The following is a 16,437-nucleotide window of genomic DNA, read 5'->3' on the forward strand; positions in this document are numbered from 1 at the left end:
CGGGCCAGAGCCGCGAAAAAGCGGGAGAACTGGTAAGCATGGCGCGCCGCACCGACCCGAACCGGCTCGACCTTTGGATGAACGGACTGCCCGTAGGCCACTGGGAATCCAGCACTGGTGGCGAGCGCCTCGTCTATCGCGATGAGTGGATTGCCGACCCGCAAGGCCGTCCGCTCTCGCTGTCGCTGCCGTTCACGCCGGGCAACCAGCCGTATCGCGGGCAAGTGGTCGCGAACTTTTTCGACAACCTTCTGCCCGACAGCGAGCCAATCCGCCGTCGCATTGCCACGCGTTATCGAACGGGCGGCACGGCGCCGTTTCAGCTGCTCGCACAGTTGGGTCGCGACTGCGTCGGCGCCCTTCAAATGCTGCCGCCCGGAGAGACGCCGGTCGATCTCGAAAGCATAACGGGACGCGCGATGAGCGAATCGCGGATCGCCCGGCTGCTGCGCGAAACGACCGCCACGCCGCAACTCGGACAACACGAACCGCTCGACGACCTGCGTCTCTCGATAGCAGGCGCGCAAGAAAAGACCGCCCTGCTTCGGCGCGGCAAGCAGTGGCTATTGCCCGAGGGCAGCACGCCGACCACGCACATTTTCAAATTGCCGCTTGGGCTCGTCGGCAACATGCGAGCGGACATGCGGACATCGGTGGAGAACGAATGGCTTTGCTCGAAGATCGTCGCGGCATTCGGGCTGGCTATCGCGCGGTGCGAGATCGAAGTCTTCGAAGAACAGAAAGTGCTCGTCGTCGAACGGTTCGATCGCCGTCTGTCGAGCGACAAGCGCTGGATTTTGCGGCTCCCGCAAGAGGATATGTGTCAGGCCACCGGCACGCCCGCGCTACAAAAGTACGAAGCGGATGGCGGACCGGGAATCGGCCATGTCATGGAAGTGCTGTCGGGCTCGGGACGCGCGGCCGACGACCGGCGCGACTTCTTCATGGCGCAGTTGGTTTTCTGGCTGCTCGCAGCCACCGATGGTCACGCGAAGAACTTCAGCATCGCGCATCTGCCCGGCAATCGTTATGAATCGACGCCGCTTTATGACGTGCTGTCCGCGCATCCGATCATCGGACGGGGACGCAATCAGCTTGCCGCGCAGCGCGCGAAACTCGCCATGGCCGTGCATGGCAAGAACATTCATTACGTCATCGCCGAGATTTTGCCGCGTCACTGGATCGCGCAAGGGCGCACAGTCGGACTCGCCGCGCCGGAAGTCGAAGCGCTGATCGCCGAAGTCACGGCGCGCACCGAACAAGTCGTCGATGAAGTCGCGAGCGTGCTGCCCCGCGACTTTCCGATGGACATTGCCGAAGCGATTTTCAACGGCATGCGGCGTCTCTGCAACAAGCTCGCAGGCTAGCCGCCCGCGCCCGTCACGCGCCACACGGTATTGCCGGCATCGTCCGCAAAGACGAGTCCGCCGTCCTTGTCCTGAGTCAGGCCGACAGGCGCGCCGCGCAGTTCCTTCTCATCATCGGAAACGAAGCCTGTTACTACGGGCTTGGGCGTGCCTACAGGCTTGCCGTTCTCGAACGCGATATACGTCACCGCATACCCCGACAGCGGCGAGCGATCCCAGCTGCCATGCTCGCCGATAAACACGCCACCGCGATACTGCGCCGGCAAATTGCTGCCCGTATAGAACATCAGCCCGAGCGGCGCGACGTGCGAACCGATTGCGTAATCCGGCGGAATAGCCTTTGCGACGAGATCGGGACGCTGCTCCTTGACGCGCGTATCGACATGCTGGCCGTAGTAGCTATAAGGCCAGCCATAGAAAGCGCCATCCTTTACCGAAGTCAGATAGTCCGGCACGAGGTCCGCGCCAATCTCATCGCGTTCGTTGGCCACGGTCCAGAGTTGCCCCGTCTTCGGTTCCCATTGCAAGCCGGTCGGGTTGCGAATGCCTGCCGCAAAGATACGGCTCGCGCCGGTCGCGACATCCACTTCGAGCACGTTCGCGCGCCGATACTCCACGTCGAGTCCGTTCTCGCCGACGTTGCTGTTCGACCCGACGCCCACATAAAGTTTCTTGCCATCGCGGCTCGCGAGCAGCGCCTTGGTCCAGTGATGGTTCACGCGATCAGGCAGATCGGCGAGCTCGACGCCTTCTGCCGAGATGCTCGTTTCGCCCGTCTTGTACGGGAACTTGAGCAGCGCGTCCGTATCGGCGACATAGAGCGTGTCGCCTATCAGCTGCATGCCGAAGGGCGAATGCAGATGGTCGATGAACACGTGCTTTTCCCATTCCCCGCTGCCATCGCCGCGCTTTCTGAGCAACGTGATGCGGTTCGCGCCCTTCGATTCCTTGCCTGAGCGGCTCTGGACCATGCCCGCGATCAACTGCTTCGGCGTGGTGACCGGCTCCGCGTTCGGGCTGCCCGATTCGGCCACGAGAATGTCGCCATTCGGAAGCGCATACACCTGCCGCGGATGCTCGAGGCCGGACGCGATCTTCTCGATCTTCAGTCCGTCCGCGACCTTGGGCGTTTCGTTGTCTTTCCAGCCCGCGAACTTCGGGACTTGCATCGGCGGAGTAAAGAAGCTCTTGGCGGTAGGCAGTGGCGGATTCGCGCCAGCCTGATGCGCGCTGTCGTATTCGGCGTGCTCGTTGCATCCTGCGAGGAGTGCTGCAATAGAGAGCGCGATCACGCTCGTCAAAGTGGTTTGCTTAATCACGAGCCGCCTCCTGGAAGCCGAATTTATCGAAGGCAAGCGCGATATGTCCAACGCTCAACAGCACCACGGTGATAACCGAAAGAATCACGCCGAGCGGCACGATTCCATAACCGTCGCGGCTATGCACGAACGCGTTGACGACCGCCGCGATGATGCCGAGCAGGTTGAGCCAGAAGTCGAGCTTCTCGGTGCGCGTGACGACGTGGCGTGAGCCGAACCACACATGCCCGAGATTGATGAAGCGCGGAATGATCGCGAGGATCAACCCCGTCGTGACGAGCCACGCGGCGCCCTTCGCCCAGAACACGTTGGCGGTGATGACGAAGATGATGTCGAAAATCAGCGTCCCGACGAAGAGTCCGTAGGGAATGGGATTGAGTAGATCGAAGAGGGCTGTCGCCGTCCGCGATCGATATCTCAGGCTGGTCGTGCTCATGAGTGAGTACCCCAAAAAAGATTAGGCAGTGGGCCGTGCATCGGTTGCGGAAGGCGGCGTGCATTGCCTTCTGACTCCGTATGAACAGCACATCACATGCCCGATTTTGGGGAACGCTTACATGATCGATGAGACAACGAGCACGCTCGCCACTTTGCAAGCGTGCCGTCAGGTGACAGTCGGCTATCGGTGTGTCACGGGTTCAGACGCCGCGCCCGAGATGCTTCAGTTCGAGCTGCGTAATGGTTCGCTGCAAGGCGCGCTCAGCGCAGCCGCTCAGGTCGATGAAGCGGCAACCGAGAATCGCGCGGCGCTCGCCGGTCTGCATGAGTTCGTAACGCGGCGCGGCGATCTCGAGGTCGACGCTCACTTCGCCGAATGCGCCCATCCGCAGGGTGACGCCTCGCCAGACTCCGCCACGTTCGGCGGTTTCGATGCGGTCATCGGAGACACGCAAGGCCACGCCGCCAAGCGAAAGGTTCTTTACGTCGAAGTGGAAGGCATTGCCGGCTTCGTCACGCCCGTGCGCGACGAACGGATTAACGAGCGGCGTCTCGACCCGGGAATACTGCCGCCGCTGCACGTAATACAGCAGCGTGGGCATCGGCGCTTCGAACGCGGGACGGCCATCGAAAAGCACTTTTACGGCCGGCCCGGTCGTGAATTCCGTCTGGATGCCCGATGGCTGGCTGCGCAACTTCAGGGCGTCCGCGCGGGCAAGCGCGGCATTGCTGGAATCCGAGCAGCCGAGATCGAAGACAAAGCGCGCGCTGCGCGAATCGACGTCCAGGACCTGCGTCACGATCTGCCCGCCTTCGAATTCCACGGTGAGAAAGTCGCCGCGCGACAGAAGGCTGCGCAGGCAAAGCGCAATCTGCAACGGATGGCGCTGCGCATAGCATTCGTCGATAAGGGTCGCGGTACGGTCGGCGTCGAGGCTCGGGAGGGTGGCGGCAATCATCTTGTTATCCGTGCGTTGTCTGGTTTTATTAGCGCCAAGCCTCTCAGGTTGCTAGCGCTACGGTGCACACCAGACAATGCAGAGACCATGCCAATTGCGGCGCACGGGCCGCCGATTGCCTGCAAGCCGCGCCGGGCAAGGCTCGGGCGGCACGAGGAAACCAAAGCGATGGGCGCTTGCTACGTTACGCGGACCTCGCGTTACGGCCGCGCGCGGCGGATCACCGCACGCCGATATGCGGCGCGAGCGCGCGGAGCCAGTACGTCACCGCGACCGCGCCGCCATCGGCCGAACCCACGGCGCGCTCGCCCAGATAGCTTGCGCGACCCGCCCGAGGCGTCATGCTCGCCGTGGCCTGCGCGCCCTCTTCAGCGGCCGATAAAGCCGCTTCCCAGGCGTCTCGCGCGGACTTTCCTTCGTTCAATACCGCTTCGAATGTCGCCGATGCGGGGAACAGCGCGTCGAGCATGGTGCGGTCGCCTGCCTTCGCGCCGCCCAGGTCGCTGATGGCCTGCACCGCTTCCCTGAACGCGGCGGCCCAATCGGCCGGCTTCGGTTGCGCGACTCCCGCGAGATGGCGCGACGCGCGCAAGAGCGCCGTCGCGTAGAACGGGCCGGAGCTTCCCGCTATCGCCCGGCGCAAGGACGCGCCGAGCGCGGCAAGCGCGCCGTCCGGCGTGCCGAGCGCCGATCCCGGCACGCCGAGGATCGCGTCCGCCGCGCGTTTCATGCTCGCACCGAGATCGCCGTCGCCGGCGAGGGAATCGAGTTCGGTCAGGCGCGGTTCGTTGTCGATCAGCGCACGCGCCACCGACTGAAGCGCCGGCTCGATGACCCGCGCCCAGCCGCCGTCGCTTTCCCGCGCGATTCCGGGCCGCTCCGCGACGGTATCCGCCGCCATAGCAATACGGATTTCCCGTCCGACCGCGCCGCCGCCCGGCCACGCGCGCGCTTCGGTCGCGGCATCGAGCAGACCGAGCGTCGCGTCATCGACACACAACAGCGAAACGGAGCAGCCCGGCATATTGAGCGCCGACAGCAGCGTGCCCGACCATGCGCGCTCGACGTGAATCTCGCGCCGCGACAGATTGTCGAAGGCGGCGCGCAACACGACATCCAGTTCCATTTGCGGCGTTGCGCCAAGGCCGTTCACGAGCAGTGCGACGCGCTCGCCGCTTTCGAGCGCGAGATCGTCGATGATATTCGTGAGCAGAACGTCGGTCAGTTGGTCGGCGGGAAGCGGCGCGGTGCGCTCCACGCCCTTTTCTCCGTGGATGCCGAGACCGAGCTCTATCTCGTCGTCGGCGAGCGTGAAGCTGGACTTTTCGACACCCGGCAGCGTGCAGCCATCGAGCGCGACGCCCATGGTGCCGAGATTGGCCGCCGCATGGCGCGCGATCGCCGCGACCTCTTCGAGCGACGATCCGCGCGAGGCGGCCGCGCCCGTGACCTTGTGGACGAGCACGGTTCCCGCGATACCGCGCCGCTGATTGCGCGCGGCCTGTTTGCGCAGCGAGACGTCGTCGGCCACGATGACCATTTCGACCGGAATGCCTTCCGCGCGCGCCAGTTCCGCCGCGAGACCGAAGTTGAGGCGGTCGCCCGTGTAGTTCTTCACGATCAGCACCGCGCCGCGCGGACCGGCACAAGCGCGGATCGCGGCGAGCACGGCATCCGTGGGTGGCGAGGTGAAGACTTCACCGCATACCGCCGCGCTCAGCATGCCCGCGCCGACATAGCCGCCGTGCGCGGGTTCGTGACCGCTGCCGCCGCCCGAGATGACGGCGACCTGCCGGTCCTTCGCCTCGTGCTGCGCGCGCTGTACGAGCACGTTTTCATTGCCGAGGATGGCTAAGTGCGGCGACTGCCGCGCGACGCCTTCGAGCATCTCGCGCACGACATCGGCGGGATTGTTAATGAGCCTCTTCATGGCGGTCTCCTTGACGCGTTCGAGCGATGGCGATCATGTTAAACGACCGCGCCGCGAACGCTCGCGCGCTCTCATTCTTCTCTAATTCAGCCGCTTTACGATGCCTTCATCTGCTCGACAACGAATCATCCGACTGAAGGAGAAACGAAAATGACACTGCAAATGATCGTTCATGGCACGCCGGTCTGGGTCTGGCTGCTGCTGGCTTATCTGGTTTCGCGCGGCGTGAAGGCAATGAAAGGCGGTACCACGCCGCTGTCCAAGCTGGCGATCATCCCGCTGATCTTTGCGGGCTTCGGCCTCGTGCATTTGGCTCACAATCCGCACGCGAGCCTCTTTGCGGTGAGCGCGTGGATCGTCGGGATTTTTGCGGGCATCGCGGCGGGCGTGTTCAACGCGACGCGCACGCGCTTTTCCGTCGATATGGTGGCGCGCACCGTCACGCTGCCGGGTTCGGTCGTGCCGCTCTTGCTGATCCTCGCCATCTTCGCCGCCAAGTTCTGGCTCGGCTTCGAGATGGCAACGGTGACGGATGCGGCGCTCCTCGGAACCTATGCGTCCATCGACGCACTCGTGTCTGGCGTCGTCGCCGGGATGTTCGCGGGACGCTTCATCACGTACTGGAAAGCGCTGCAGGCGCACCGCTTCTTGCACGCTTGAACGGCCGAGCCTCCTTCGTGTCGAGCAGGTTTTTACCCGACCTGCTAACCTCGGGCGACATTGAAAACCTGACGCGAAGGAGGCTGCAGCATGAGCGATTCACCCGAATACGTACCGCCCAAGGTCTGGACCTGGAACAAGGAAAGCGGCGGCCAGTTTGCAAGCATCAACCGTCCAATCGCGGGGCCGACGCATGACAAGGATCTACCGGTCGGCAAGCATCCGCTGCAGCTTTATTCGCTTGCCACGCCCAACGGCGTCAAGGTCACGGCGATGCTGGAGGAACTGCTCGCCGCGGGTCACAGTGGCGCGGAATACGATGCCTGGCTCATCAAGATCGGCGACGGCGACCAGTTCGGCAGCGGCTTCGTCCAAGCCAATCCCAATTCGAAGATACCCGCGCTGATCGACCACAGCGGCCCCAAGCCCGTGCGCGTGTTCGAATCCGGCGCCATCCTCCTGTATCTCGCGGACAAGTTTGGCGCATTCGTGCCGACCAGCGCGGCGGAACGCGCCGAGTGTCTCTCGTGGCTTTTCTGGCAGATGGGCAGCGCGCCGTATCTTGGCGGCGGCTTCGGTCACTTCTATGCTTATGCGCCGAGCAAGATGGAGTATCCGATCAACCGCTTCGCCATGGAGGTGAAGCGTCAGCTCGACGTGCTCGACCGGAGGCTTGCGGAGAGCCGGTACATTGCGGGCGACGAATACACCATCGCCGATATCGCCATCTTTCCGTGGTACGGCGGTCTCGTGAATGGCTGGATCTACAGTGCCGCCGAGTTTCTCGCCGTGCATGAATACGAGCATGTGCGACGTTGGGCCGATGCGATCGGCGCGCGTCCCGCCGTGCAACGCGGCCGCATGGTGAACCGGACCTTCGGCGAGCTTTCGAGCCAGTTGCATGAGCGGCATGATGCTGGCGACTTTGAAACGAAGACGCAGGACAAGCTCGCGGTTAAGTAGATTTCTGGTCAAGTGCTTGCGCACGCTTGAAACGCTGTAACGTCGTTGGCGCGCTTCCTGCGTGCACGGAAATAAACCGCACAGGAAGCCGCTAATGAACCGCTATCTCATTCCCGCAACCGTAGCTGCAAGCCTGCTCTTGGGCGTGATCAATACCTCGCAAGCAGCCGGAAGCGCTGCAATATCTTCCATCGAACAGTACACATGGCATAAGCGTCTGCTCGTCGTTTTCGCCGATGATGTCAGTTCCGCCGCACTCGCGAAGCAACGCGCATCGGTTCAGGATGCGAGCGATGGCTACACGCAACGCGACCTGCAAGTGATCGAAGTAATTGGCAACGACGTGCAAGGCGCAAGCGATTCCGCCGATGCATTGCGTCGACGATACGGCGTCAAACCCGGCGCGTTTCGCGCGGTGCTCGTTGGCAAGGACGGCGGCGTGAAGCTCGAATCGCGCGAGCCGATTGCATCGCGCGAATTGTTCACGACCATCGACGGCATGCCGATGCGTAAGCAAGAGGCAGCGGGTAACGCGCCGAAGTCGTGATCGCCGTGTGATCCATGCATGCTGAAGTCTTCTTACGCTTCGTGACCTGACCCCAGCGAAGTCGTCATTCTTTGTCCGGCAACGCGACGCCGATCTTCTGCGCGGCGGCAAGCGCGCCGGGCGGCAACGGTGGTGGCGTCCGCCCCGGCGATACAGATGCTTGCTTCGCCGCGCCTGACATGAAGATGCGCTCAGGCAGGGCGAAGTGCCGTAGCACAAGCACATCCAGCGGTCCAGCGCCCGTCTCCGCGCGAAGTTGAACCGACAGCGGCGGCGTAAGACTCTGATCCGGCGTCCACGAGAGCAGATAACGCGCGTTATCTTGTTGCGAGACCTTCGCACGTTCGAGCAGACGAATCAGCGCGAAACGCCCTTGTGCGTACATGGTCGAGCGCAAACCGCCTGCCTCCGTTTGCCATTGAAGTTGTGCGGTGTTGTCCAGGGCTTGCCCCGGCCATTCGAACGGCTCCCATTGCTCCATCTGATTGAAGTAGTGCAACTGTTGACCCGATGTCACCAGCGTCAAATCAGTGATGCCCGGCGTCGGCACGCCGCGTAGTTCATACCGCGCCCGCGCATCGCCAGAGGGAAACACGACCCTTGCTACGCGCGAGAGCTTGTTGAGCGCGACGAGAAACGCCGGATCAAGCATGAGCGTGCCTTGATTCACGCCTTGCGTGGCGACCCAGTGGTCGCCCTGACGTTCGATCACGCCCGCAAGCTGCGTCGTGACGAACTGCGCTATCACGCCGTTGTCCATGCGCATGAAGTGCGCCATATCGGGCAGCGATGCATCGTTGTCGGAGTCCGCAAACGGATAGCGGCCGCCGAAGCTGTGATTCCAGTCAGCAAGGATGGATGTGCGCCAGACTTCGTTCAGACTGGACGATGCCGGTTGCACGACCACTTGCCACGTCTGGTCAAGCGGGGCTTCGAAAAGCCGGCCGAAACCCGACCATTGTTCGCCCAAGCTCGCAGAGAGACGGCTCGCGTAATCGCGACTATCGGCGATATCGGACGTTCTACCCTGTAGCACGGCTTGAGCGGCGACGCGCGACATGCCGTCGGGGTCGGGACTGGCCATCATTTGTTGCGTCTTCAAACGCATTGCGGTGACACGCTCAAGATAGCGAGCCAAGCTCAGATCGCTCACGAGTTGCAGCGTGGTTCTGGCATTGGCGGGTGCGTTGCTTGCGAACTCGCTGCCAGTCAGACGCAGAATAGGACCGAACGCGCTTGCCAGCGGCAAAAGTGATGGCTGCATCTGCTTGGACGGGTCCTTTTCGTCCTTGCCTACAAGATGTTGCGCCTTCGAAATCAGAGCGTCCGATATTGATTGCGTCGATGCGTCCGCACTTGCCTGAAAAACGAGAGCGTTCATTAGTGCGACCAGCGGCGAGCGTTGCGGGTCGCCGAGCAGCGTCAATTGATCGACCGTGCCAGATAACGACGAAGCGTTTTGCCAGCGAATGCTGTTCAAAAACTGCTGCCACGCGCGCGCGTAGTCATCGAAGTAACGTTGACGGAGCTCGGTTTTGAGCGTTGACGGCGCGGTGTTATCAAGCTTCGCGTCAGACAGCACCCAGTCGCCCGTCACCGCGCGCTGTTCGCTCGCCTCATCGATCGCCTTTGGGATGCGTTCGTCCCACGCGGCACGCGTAAAAACGCCCGGAACAGTCGCGCTCGTGTTGAACAAGCCTCGGCTTGGGTGATCGCCGAGCAAGGTTGCCAACGTCATCGGCGGATATTTCGGTTTCGTCTCGTCGATGATCTGCTGATAGATCGCGTCTGTCGAATTCTGGATGCCGCGCACGCCGATGATCGTCTGCCGCGTCGCCGCGACAAGCGTGATGTCAGGCGCGATGGCTGACGCCGATCCGCGCTTAAGGTGCCTCGCGTAAAACCAGACGGCCTGTTGGCGCAAGTCTTCCCAAGTGCCCGCCGTCACTGACGCATTCTGCGGACGCGCTGGCGCATTCGTCGTCAGCAACTGTGTGGCGATAAACGACGCGTCGGCATGCTCGGGATGGGCGAGCATCAAATACGCCTTGAGCGTGTCGTACGCGGCCTGGACCTGTGTGTTGCCACCGCTGGCGATTTCGGCATCGGACAGGGAAGCGAGTTGCTGAAGGCGAGATTCGAGTCTTGCCTTGATCGGATCGATCAGTACGCGCGAGGCGACGCTTTGATAAACCGGGGAAAGCGCTTCATAAAGAGCGGCGTCACGGTTCAGGCCGAAACGAGCGAGCCACGGAGCGCCGAGCTGGCGGTGTATTTCAAGCGTGTCGAGTTGTTTGTCAAGAGCATCCAGGGCGAGCAAGGCTTGCGTCTGGTCGCGCGGCGAAGAAACCTTGCTCAACGTCGACGCAACGTCCCGCATGGTTGCGCGGTTCGACATGCCGGAAATTATCGAGCCGATAAACCATAGTACGGCGACAGCGCTGACGAGATATGCGGCCACACTCGACGACGAGAGGCCCACGCGCCTGCCGTAAGCTTTGCGACTGTGGTTCGCGATGGTTTGCCATAGCGTTCGATTCGACGCTTCGGGCACACCGGCGTGGTGGCGCGCGGCCTCGCGCGGATACTCTGTCGGTCCCGCGGGTATGTCCAGCGGTGTGAAGAAAAGCCCGCGAATAGCATCGTGCGACCGTGAAGCGCCTGTCACGAGATGCTTCAGCGATTCCCGTGCTGTGCTTATGTGCTGCGACAATTCCGCCAGATATCGATCTGCAGGGTTCTTCGACAGACGCATCACCCCGGCGTTTGCCAATTCGCCGGTGAGGTCATGTAGTGCCGAGCCGACGAAATCGGAAACCATACGCGAGTGCGACCAGGTAAGCCCGACCGGCGGCTCATCTGTATGAGACGGACTCGCCTGCAATGGCTCCGCATTCAGCAAATACACCGGAGCAGACCAGCGAAGCACGCGCGCGACACGTGCCAGCGCTTGCGAGACGCTTTGAACATCGAACATATCGTGGCCCGTCGCACGGGCGACGGTCAGTGCAACGACCGCGTCCACTGGACGGCGGCGGCGCAATCGGCGCAACGCGGCGAGATGCTGCACATCTGGGGCACTGTCTGTCTGCTTTGCGTAAAGAAGAACCGCGCCTCCCGCGCTGGCATACCCGAACTTGAAGAGCGTAGGCGCCACGCGCCGAACTACTTCCCCGTCGCCGACAACCAGGATCCAACGCTCGCGCCAACGCCAGCGCCAGCCGTGCTGCTCGACTAGCCATTGCCTGAGATCGCTGAAATCACCAACGTCTGGCTTCGTGGCCCCCTGCGCGGCGTCATCGGACGCACCGCCGTGTTTGAGCATCCAGTCTTTCACCGCGCGATAAGCCACGGCCGCACGCGACGCTTCGCTATAACTGAGCACGAGCCATAGCACGATGAAAATAGCGCACAGTGCTGCTATGACAGCTCCACGACTGTCAGCTGAGATCCCGACCCACTGAGGCCGTACCCAGACCAGCATGCCGGGCAAGATCACGAGGGATAGCGTGGCTAAAAAGTCTAGCTTGAATTTACGAGTCATTCGTCTTTCTGCTTATTACGGCTGTTTTGCACCACAGCCATGTGAAAGTGTTCGCCGGCGCTACGGGCGACGAGTTGCGGCGCGCTCAACCGGTCCGCTCTGTTCGCCCCGCACGCTAGGGCGAGCCAGTCGGCCGATCTCCCCGCTCGTCCCACCGTGCCGTCGAGATTGAATTCCGTCAGCGGATCTTCGCCTGCCTCACGCACGCCAACGTGGCTCAGGGATGAGTGCAAAGGCCCGACCGATTCGCCGTCGAATCCGGTCATCCAGACCGACTCCAACGACGGCGCGTCGGCTTTTGCCCATTGCAGCGCATGTGTGAGCGCGCTGTCGAGATGGGTCCGCGCCGAATTCAACGGGCGATGCATGTGCGCGACGGGCATGAGTCGATGCTCGGCCGCTAATCCATGCGAGGCCACGAGAAGCGCGACGCCCGCCTCGGCCTCGCCTGCGTTGGGCGCTCCATCCAACATGGTTTGAAGCGATACCGAAATCAGCAGGACCGCGTAGAGATGCAAGGCGCCACTCGTATCGTCGAGCCATTGATCGACCGTCATCAGATCAACGGGCACTGGCGTGTACGTCGTTTCCGCCTGACGCAACTCATGACGCGCCCATATGCCTTCCCAGGTCGTTTTTGCGTCTGCCTCCCCGATATAGCCCCCGATATCGAGAAAGACGCGCAGCGGAAAATCATCCGGAAGCGACCCGAGACGGTCCGCAAGTTCGCCGATAAGTTGGTCGAAGAGCCAGGACAGCAGCAGGCCGTGGCGCTCCTTGTCGTCGACGGCAAAGAGCGCGTCGTCTGGTTGGAGCCACCGCGCCGTTACCGATGCGTCCTCCATGAGCTCCGATGCCTGAGCCTCGAGTGTCAACGCGTTTTCTTCTATCTTTGTCACGAGTTTCGCTGTCTCGTCATCCGTTACGCGGATGGCCGTGGCGAGCACGGCCATCGGAATGCTTTCGCGTGCGAACAACTTCTCGTTGTACCGCTTTCGTGCCTCATTCCAGTCCCGCGCATCGAGACACTGCCTCTCGTGAATGCTGAACCGACGTGAAACGACAAACGCGGCGAGGCCCGTTGGATACAGCACAAGGCAAGTCCAGAACAAGGGCGTCTGCATTGGTTCTGCGCGCGGCCACAACGCCATCACGCCAAAGATTCCGGCGATAGCCAGGACGAAGAAGACCACCGTCCAGACTAACCTCGATGGCGGCTCGTCAGGTTCGGCGCGTTCCGGTGGAAGGTTATCCAGGTCCAGCGCCATGCTTAGCTTTTGCCGCTATTTGGAAGTGACGAGATCAGACGACAACCGCATTCGCAGCGGTCGTTGTGTTGCGCGATCTCCAAACCGTTATCGAAAGCCCCTGAGGTTGCCGAAGCAATACGGTTGTCACCGTGGCGGGGACACGTGACACGATCGTGCAGGCGCGCAACCGCGCGTCCCATGAAAACGCAGGTTGCTGAACCTTGCGTGACGGCGCCGTCGCCGGTATGGCGGTCGCCTATGCGAATAATTCCTGGCATGTCTGGTCCGAGGAGGAAATAATCAAGCGGTCATGGCTTACGCAACACATGGCCATGGCCGCCACGTTCAAACACGGGCGGGAGGTCGCGGCGCGGGGTTCATGCCACGGTTGATCTGCGACGCGCGGCTTGCGTTCTCTTCCGTACGCTTGCGCGCTTTCTCCTCGGCCTCGTAGTCGGTCGAGCCGAACGCATCGACTCCCCGCAACCGGAAATAAAGCGAGGAAGACAGCACATGGTCCTGCCAGCTCGTGAGCATGGTGTCGTGCACGAGAAGATCGAACAGCGCCATGACCTTGGGCGGAAGCGGGTTCTTGCCCGACAGTCCCATCTTCCACGCCTGAACCAGGCTTTGCTGCTCGGCGCTGATCATCGCGTCCATGTGTTCCTCGATGATCGATGCGCCAAACTCCGGGTCCGCGTCATAAGGCTGTTCGCCGATCTGTACACCGGCGCGCGCTTGATTCACCGCGCGGCGCATGCCGGCCAAAGCGGTGTCGCGTTGGATCATGTCCGTCGACTCCGCCTGGATACGCTCCCACACGCCGACCGACGGTCTCGCTTTCTCGGCGCTGGCGTCGCGCAACGCCTCCATTTCAGCGCTCCTTGCCTCCTCCATGCGGTTCTGCGCCTTGCCTAAGGTGATCGAATCCGGCACCGGAAATTGCTTGCGCAAGGCGAGATAAGCAGCAGTCGCGTCGTTGCGCTCTTTCAGAATGGCTTCATGCTTTGCAGCCAGCGCGTCGAACTGGTTGGTGACCGTGGCACGAAATTCAGACGATGTATAGCGAACCGCCATCCAGCGTAAAAAGACCTGCATATGATCGACAAAATTCAGACGCGCGACGTAGGGCACCATCTCACGGTAGGCCTTCATCAATTCCCAGATCTTGTACGTGTTCTGGCCGTCAGTGATGGGGTTTGCCAAGGTGAATTTTTGATAAGTATCTGGCTTCAAATCTGCAAGACTTTCCATCATGTCCATCGCTGTGCCATGTATGAGCGCCTCATTCAGCATGTCGCGCAAGACGACGCGCTGAAGCTCCGCGCGCGCGCCGAGCGATCCCGGCGGTGCGCCGCCAGTAATGTCTTCGCTCGTGCCGGGATAAAGATATTGCAGGCCGCGTGTATTTTCCAGGCTGTCGAGCCGTTGATAGAAGCGCAGTTCGTGCGCGGCGGCAAAGTGAACGCAGCGCTGAACTGCCTGCGGCACGCCAAGCATTTGGTCGCCGTAATTCTGCTTGATTGCCCCGACCAAAGGCACCATGCTGATCAGCGCATTCTCCTGGACCAACGACGACACCGCGTCGAGCAAACCGACGAACACGATTTCGATAGGAATGGTGGCGCCGTTCGGGTCCTTTGGAACCTTGTATTCCAGTATGGCTTCGCTCGGATGTTTGTATGTCGCACTCAGGTCATTCAGCAAGGCCCTCGCAAGGACGCAACCGCGATCCGCGCCGAACACAGACACCTTGACGTGCTGGACCTTGGGCATCCTTGCCCTCGCGTCCTCAATCGCTTTCTCAAACTGGGTCTTGGCCGCCTGAAGGCGCGGCTCGACCCCGGTGCCCAAAAGCCGCGCGACCACTGAGTTGTCCCTGAGAATAGGAACCACGTCGAACGAACATTTGAACAGCTCGCCCGCCACTGCCCAGCCAACCTTCAACGGATTCTTCCTGAGATCGAAAAGGATCTGACGGCCGCTTTTCATCGCGTCCTTGGCGAGGATGCGCCCGGCCGCGCGGCCACGGTCGAGCACGGCGCCGGTCCTGAAGAAGCGCAAGACGCGTCCGGCATTGGTACGCAACGCCTTCGCCTCTTTGACGAGTCCATCGTATGCATCCACGACAGGGCGATAGGAATGCTCCTCCAAACCTTTTTTGAATCCGTCGGTAATGGCGCTCTTCGGATCGAGCTGGAGACGGTCGATGCCGGTGATTTTTTCGCCAATCTTCTTTGCGTTCGATACCTGACCTTGAGCCGCACTCACGACCTTGCTCGTCAGCGCGGATACGATTTCGCCGTCTTTGGCTTCTTTGTTGAGGTCCGTGCCCAGGCCGGAGTAGTAGAGTCGGTACCAAAACTGATTGGGGGTCTTCCCACGGCGTCGATCCTTGTTTTCTCGGTGTGCTTCCCAGAGCCGGCAGATATTGGAATATCGGGACGTCGATGGGTCATCATGATCACGGTGTCGGCCAAATCCATCAAAAAAGAAGCCGATGTGAATTACCGCACCGCATGGGATGCAGTCATCGGAAGGATAAGCCTTCGTGTTGGCGCCAATCGCGTCCAGCACATCAAGAGGCGTGCGATCTGCAGCATCGATTTCGTTCGTATTAGCCATTCTTACTTCCACTTGCGGCATGAATAAACTTGTTGCTCTTAATCTCGCGTACAACATCTGCAGGCAGCTTCTGCATTGCAAGACCAAACGCTCCGGGCTTGCCCTTCGACTCCATGACGATGCGCTGCACCGCCGGGTGTTCGTCAAATTTCGGATTGACGAGCAACGTGTAGTACACGTACTGCTCAAGATCGACGGAGTCGGTGAAGCGGTATTTCATCCAGCCTTGAACAGCCACACGTGTGGTTCGACGGTAGGCGGCAGCCCAGTTCAGATTGTCTGGATTTGCGGCCTTGCCATATTTCGTCTGAAACCACTGATCGACCTCTCCATAGTCGATTCGAGAGCCGCTAAAGTCATTGCGAAACTCGAATTCGACATGGTCGTCTGGATAGAAGTGCACAGCCAAGACATCGTCGCCTGCCCTGTTCGATCTCTTTACCGGAGGAAGCTGAACTGTCGTTGACTTATGTATCTTCTTTATAGGTGCATAAAGGTCCTTTCGCGCTTCATCTGCGTCATAGACTTGCCACTCGACCGTGAACTCCGTTCCCTTTAGCTTGTAACAACAACTCAAACTTCCTTCGCCTGACCCTGGCGGCAGATCCCCGCCTCCACTGGCTCGATTCCCATATTTGTCACGGACCACAAACTCCGTCAGGTTGTACGGCGTGTAGTTCATACCCTCCGCGCTCAACCCGCCATACACTGGCTCAGACGAAAAAAAATCGCAGCCAGCGAGAGAGACGGTTGCCACAAGCAAAACAAAGATGTGTTTCATCAAACTTAAAATATTCGTTCGTATGCGCATGATTGCGTTAGTTCACCATTCCAC

General features: G+C 61.1%; 14 protein-coding genes. 5 read left to right on the plus strand and 9 right to left on the minus strand.

Translation table 11 applies throughout. The features are described 5' to 3' along the window. The first annotated feature begins 38 nt into the window (after positions 1-38). Positions 39-1,367 carry a type II toxin-antitoxin system HipA family toxin gene (locus P9292_RS36690; protein ID WP_309964403.1) on the plus strand — a complete coding sequence of 443 codons (1,329 nt, stop codon included), beginning with the start codon at positions 39-41 and terminating at the stop codon, positions 1,365-1,367. Here P9292_RS36690 and P9292_RS36695 read toward each other — a convergent pair. The 4 genes from P9292_RS36695 to P9292_RS36710 all read right to left on the minus strand — a co-directional run bounded on the left by P9292_RS36695 (position 1,364) and on the right by P9292_RS36710 (position 6,013). Further along, positions 1,364-2,683 (minus strand): sorbosone dehydrogenase family protein, encoded by a 1,320-nt coding sequence (locus P9292_RS36695; RefSeq protein ID WP_250469890.1) that lies wholly within the window; start codon positions 2,681-2,683, stop codon positions 1,364-1,366. The two genes, P9292_RS36690 and P9292_RS36695, sit on opposite strands and share 4 nt — an antisense overlap. Then, positions 2,679-3,122, minus strand: coding sequence for a DUF2231 domain-containing protein (locus tag P9292_RS36700; protein WP_244831820.1), 444 nt, complete (start codon positions 3,120-3,122; stop codon positions 2,679-2,681). The genes P9292_RS36695 and P9292_RS36700 overlap by 5 nt, the downstream gene beginning before the upstream one ends. A gap of 202 nt (positions 3,123-3,324) precedes the next feature. After that, positions 3,325-4,083: a flagellar brake protein gene (locus P9292_RS36705; protein ID WP_309964405.1), complete on the minus strand. Its 759-nt coding sequence runs from the start codon at positions 4,081-4,083 to the stop codon at positions 3,325-3,327. A 220-nt stretch (positions 4,084-4,303) separates the two neighbouring features. Next, on the minus strand, positions 4,304-6,013 hold the full coding sequence (locus P9292_RS36710; protein WP_309964407.1) for a dihydroxyacetone kinase family protein: 1,710 nt from the start codon (positions 6,011-6,013) through the stop codon (positions 4,304-4,306). A 150-nt stretch (positions 6,014-6,163) separates the two neighbouring features. On the opposite strand from P9292_RS36710, the gene P9292_RS36715 reads away from it, so the two are divergent. From P9292_RS36715 to P9292_RS36725, 3 genes are all read left to right on the plus strand, one after another. Next, positions 6,164-6,673, plus strand: a complete 510-nt coding sequence (locus tag P9292_RS36715; protein WP_250527465.1) for a DUF6622 family protein — start codon at positions 6,164-6,166, stop codon at positions 6,671-6,673. Positions 6,674-6,763: 90 nt separating this feature from the next. Continuing rightward, complete coding sequence (yghU, locus tag P9292_RS36720) at positions 6,764-7,636, plus strand: glutathione-dependent disulfide-bond oxidoreductase (protein ID WP_309964409.1); 873 nt, start codon at positions 6,764-6,766, stop codon at positions 7,634-7,636. Positions 7,637-7,730: 94 nt separating this feature from the next. Beyond that, complete coding sequence (locus P9292_RS36725; RefSeq protein WP_309846269.1) at positions 7,731-8,183, plus strand: DUF4174 domain-containing protein; 453 nt, start codon at positions 7,731-7,733, stop codon at positions 8,181-8,183. 64 nt (positions 8,184-8,247) lie between these two features. Here the strand turns inward: P9292_RS36725 and P9292_RS36730 are convergent, their stop codons facing one another. From P9292_RS36730 to P9292_RS36745, 4 genes are all read right to left on the minus strand, one after another. Next, a complete protein-coding gene (locus P9292_RS36730) occupies positions 8,248-11,727 on the minus strand; it encodes an ImcF-related family protein (RefSeq protein WP_309964411.1) in 3,480 nt (1,159 codons plus the stop codon). Further along, positions 11,724-12,995 carry a hypothetical protein gene (locus tag P9292_RS36735; protein WP_309964413.1) on the minus strand — a complete coding sequence of 424 codons (1,272 nt, stop codon included), beginning with the start codon at positions 12,993-12,995 and terminating at the stop codon, positions 11,724-11,726. The genes P9292_RS36730 and P9292_RS36735 overlap by 4 nt, the downstream gene beginning before the upstream one ends. 2 nt (positions 12,996-12,997) lie before the next feature. Beyond that, positions 12,998-13,255, minus strand: coding sequence for a PAAR domain-containing protein (locus P9292_RS36740; protein ID WP_284503508.1), 258 nt, complete (start codon positions 13,253-13,255; stop codon positions 12,998-13,000). A 67-nt stretch (positions 13,256-13,322) separates the two neighbouring features. After that, positions 13,323-15,248, minus strand: a complete 1,926-nt coding sequence (locus tag P9292_RS36745) for a hypothetical protein (protein WP_309964414.1) — start codon at positions 15,246-15,248, stop codon at positions 13,323-13,325. Here P9292_RS36745 and P9292_RS36750 point away from each other — a divergent pair. After that, a complete protein-coding gene (locus tag P9292_RS36750) occupies positions 15,234-15,629 on the plus strand; it encodes a hypothetical protein (protein WP_309964417.1) in 396 nt (131 codons plus the stop codon). The two genes, P9292_RS36745 and P9292_RS36750, sit on opposite strands and share 15 nt — an antisense overlap. Here the strand turns inward: P9292_RS36750 and P9292_RS36755 are convergent. Next, positions 15,595-16,383 carry a DUF3304 domain-containing protein gene (locus P9292_RS36755; protein ID WP_309964419.1) on the minus strand — a complete coding sequence of 263 codons (789 nt, stop codon included), beginning with the start codon at positions 16,381-16,383 and terminating at the stop codon, positions 15,595-15,597. The genes P9292_RS36750 and P9292_RS36755 overlap by 35 nt on opposite strands. Positions 16,384-16,437 lie beyond the last annotated feature (54 nt).

It is taken from the genome of Caballeronia sp. LZ001 (assembly GCF_031450875.1).
In the GTDB taxonomy this organism is placed as follows: domain Bacteria; phylum Pseudomonadota; class Gammaproteobacteria; order Burkholderiales; family Burkholderiaceae; genus Caballeronia.

Coding starts and splice junctions, on each gene's coding strand:
- P9292_RS36700 (WP_244831820.1), bottom strand. CDS start 3,122: ATGAGCACGACCAGCCTGAGATATCGATCGCGGACGGCGACAGCCCTC.
- P9292_RS36705 (WP_309964405.1), bottom strand. CDS start 4,083: ATGATTGCCGCCACCCTCCCGAGCCTCGACGCCGACCGTACCGCGACC.
- P9292_RS36740 (WP_284503508.1), bottom strand. CDS start 13,255: ATGCCAGGAATTATTCGCATAGGCGACCGCCATACCGGCGACGGCGCC.
- P9292_RS36730 (WP_309964411.1), bottom strand. CDS start 11,727: ATGACTCGTAAATTCAAGCTAGACTTTTTAGCCACGCTATCCCTCGTG.
- P9292_RS36715 (WP_250527465.1), top strand. CDS start 6,164: ATGACACTGCAAATGATCGTTCATGGCACGCCGGTCTGGGTCTGGCTG.
- P9292_RS36710 (WP_309964407.1), bottom strand. CDS start 6,013: ATGAAGAGGCTCATTAACAATCCCGCCGATGTCGTGCGCGAGATGCTC.
- yghU (WP_309964409.1), top strand. CDS start 6,764: ATGAGCGATTCACCCGAATACGTACCGCCCAAGGTCTGGACCTGGAAC.
- P9292_RS36755 (WP_309964419.1), bottom strand. CDS start 16,383: ATGAAACACATCTTTGTTTTGCTTGTGGCAACCGTCTCTCTCGCTGGC.
- P9292_RS36690 (WP_309964403.1), top strand. CDS start 39: ATGGCGCGCCGCACCGACCCGAACCGGCTCGACCTTTGGATGAACGGA.
- P9292_RS36725 (WP_309846269.1), top strand. CDS start 7,731: ATGAACCGCTATCTCATTCCCGCAACCGTAGCTGCAAGCCTGCTCTTG.
- P9292_RS36735 (WP_309964413.1), bottom strand. CDS start 12,995: ATGGCGCTGGACCTGGATAACCTTCCACCGGAACGCGCCGAACCTGAC.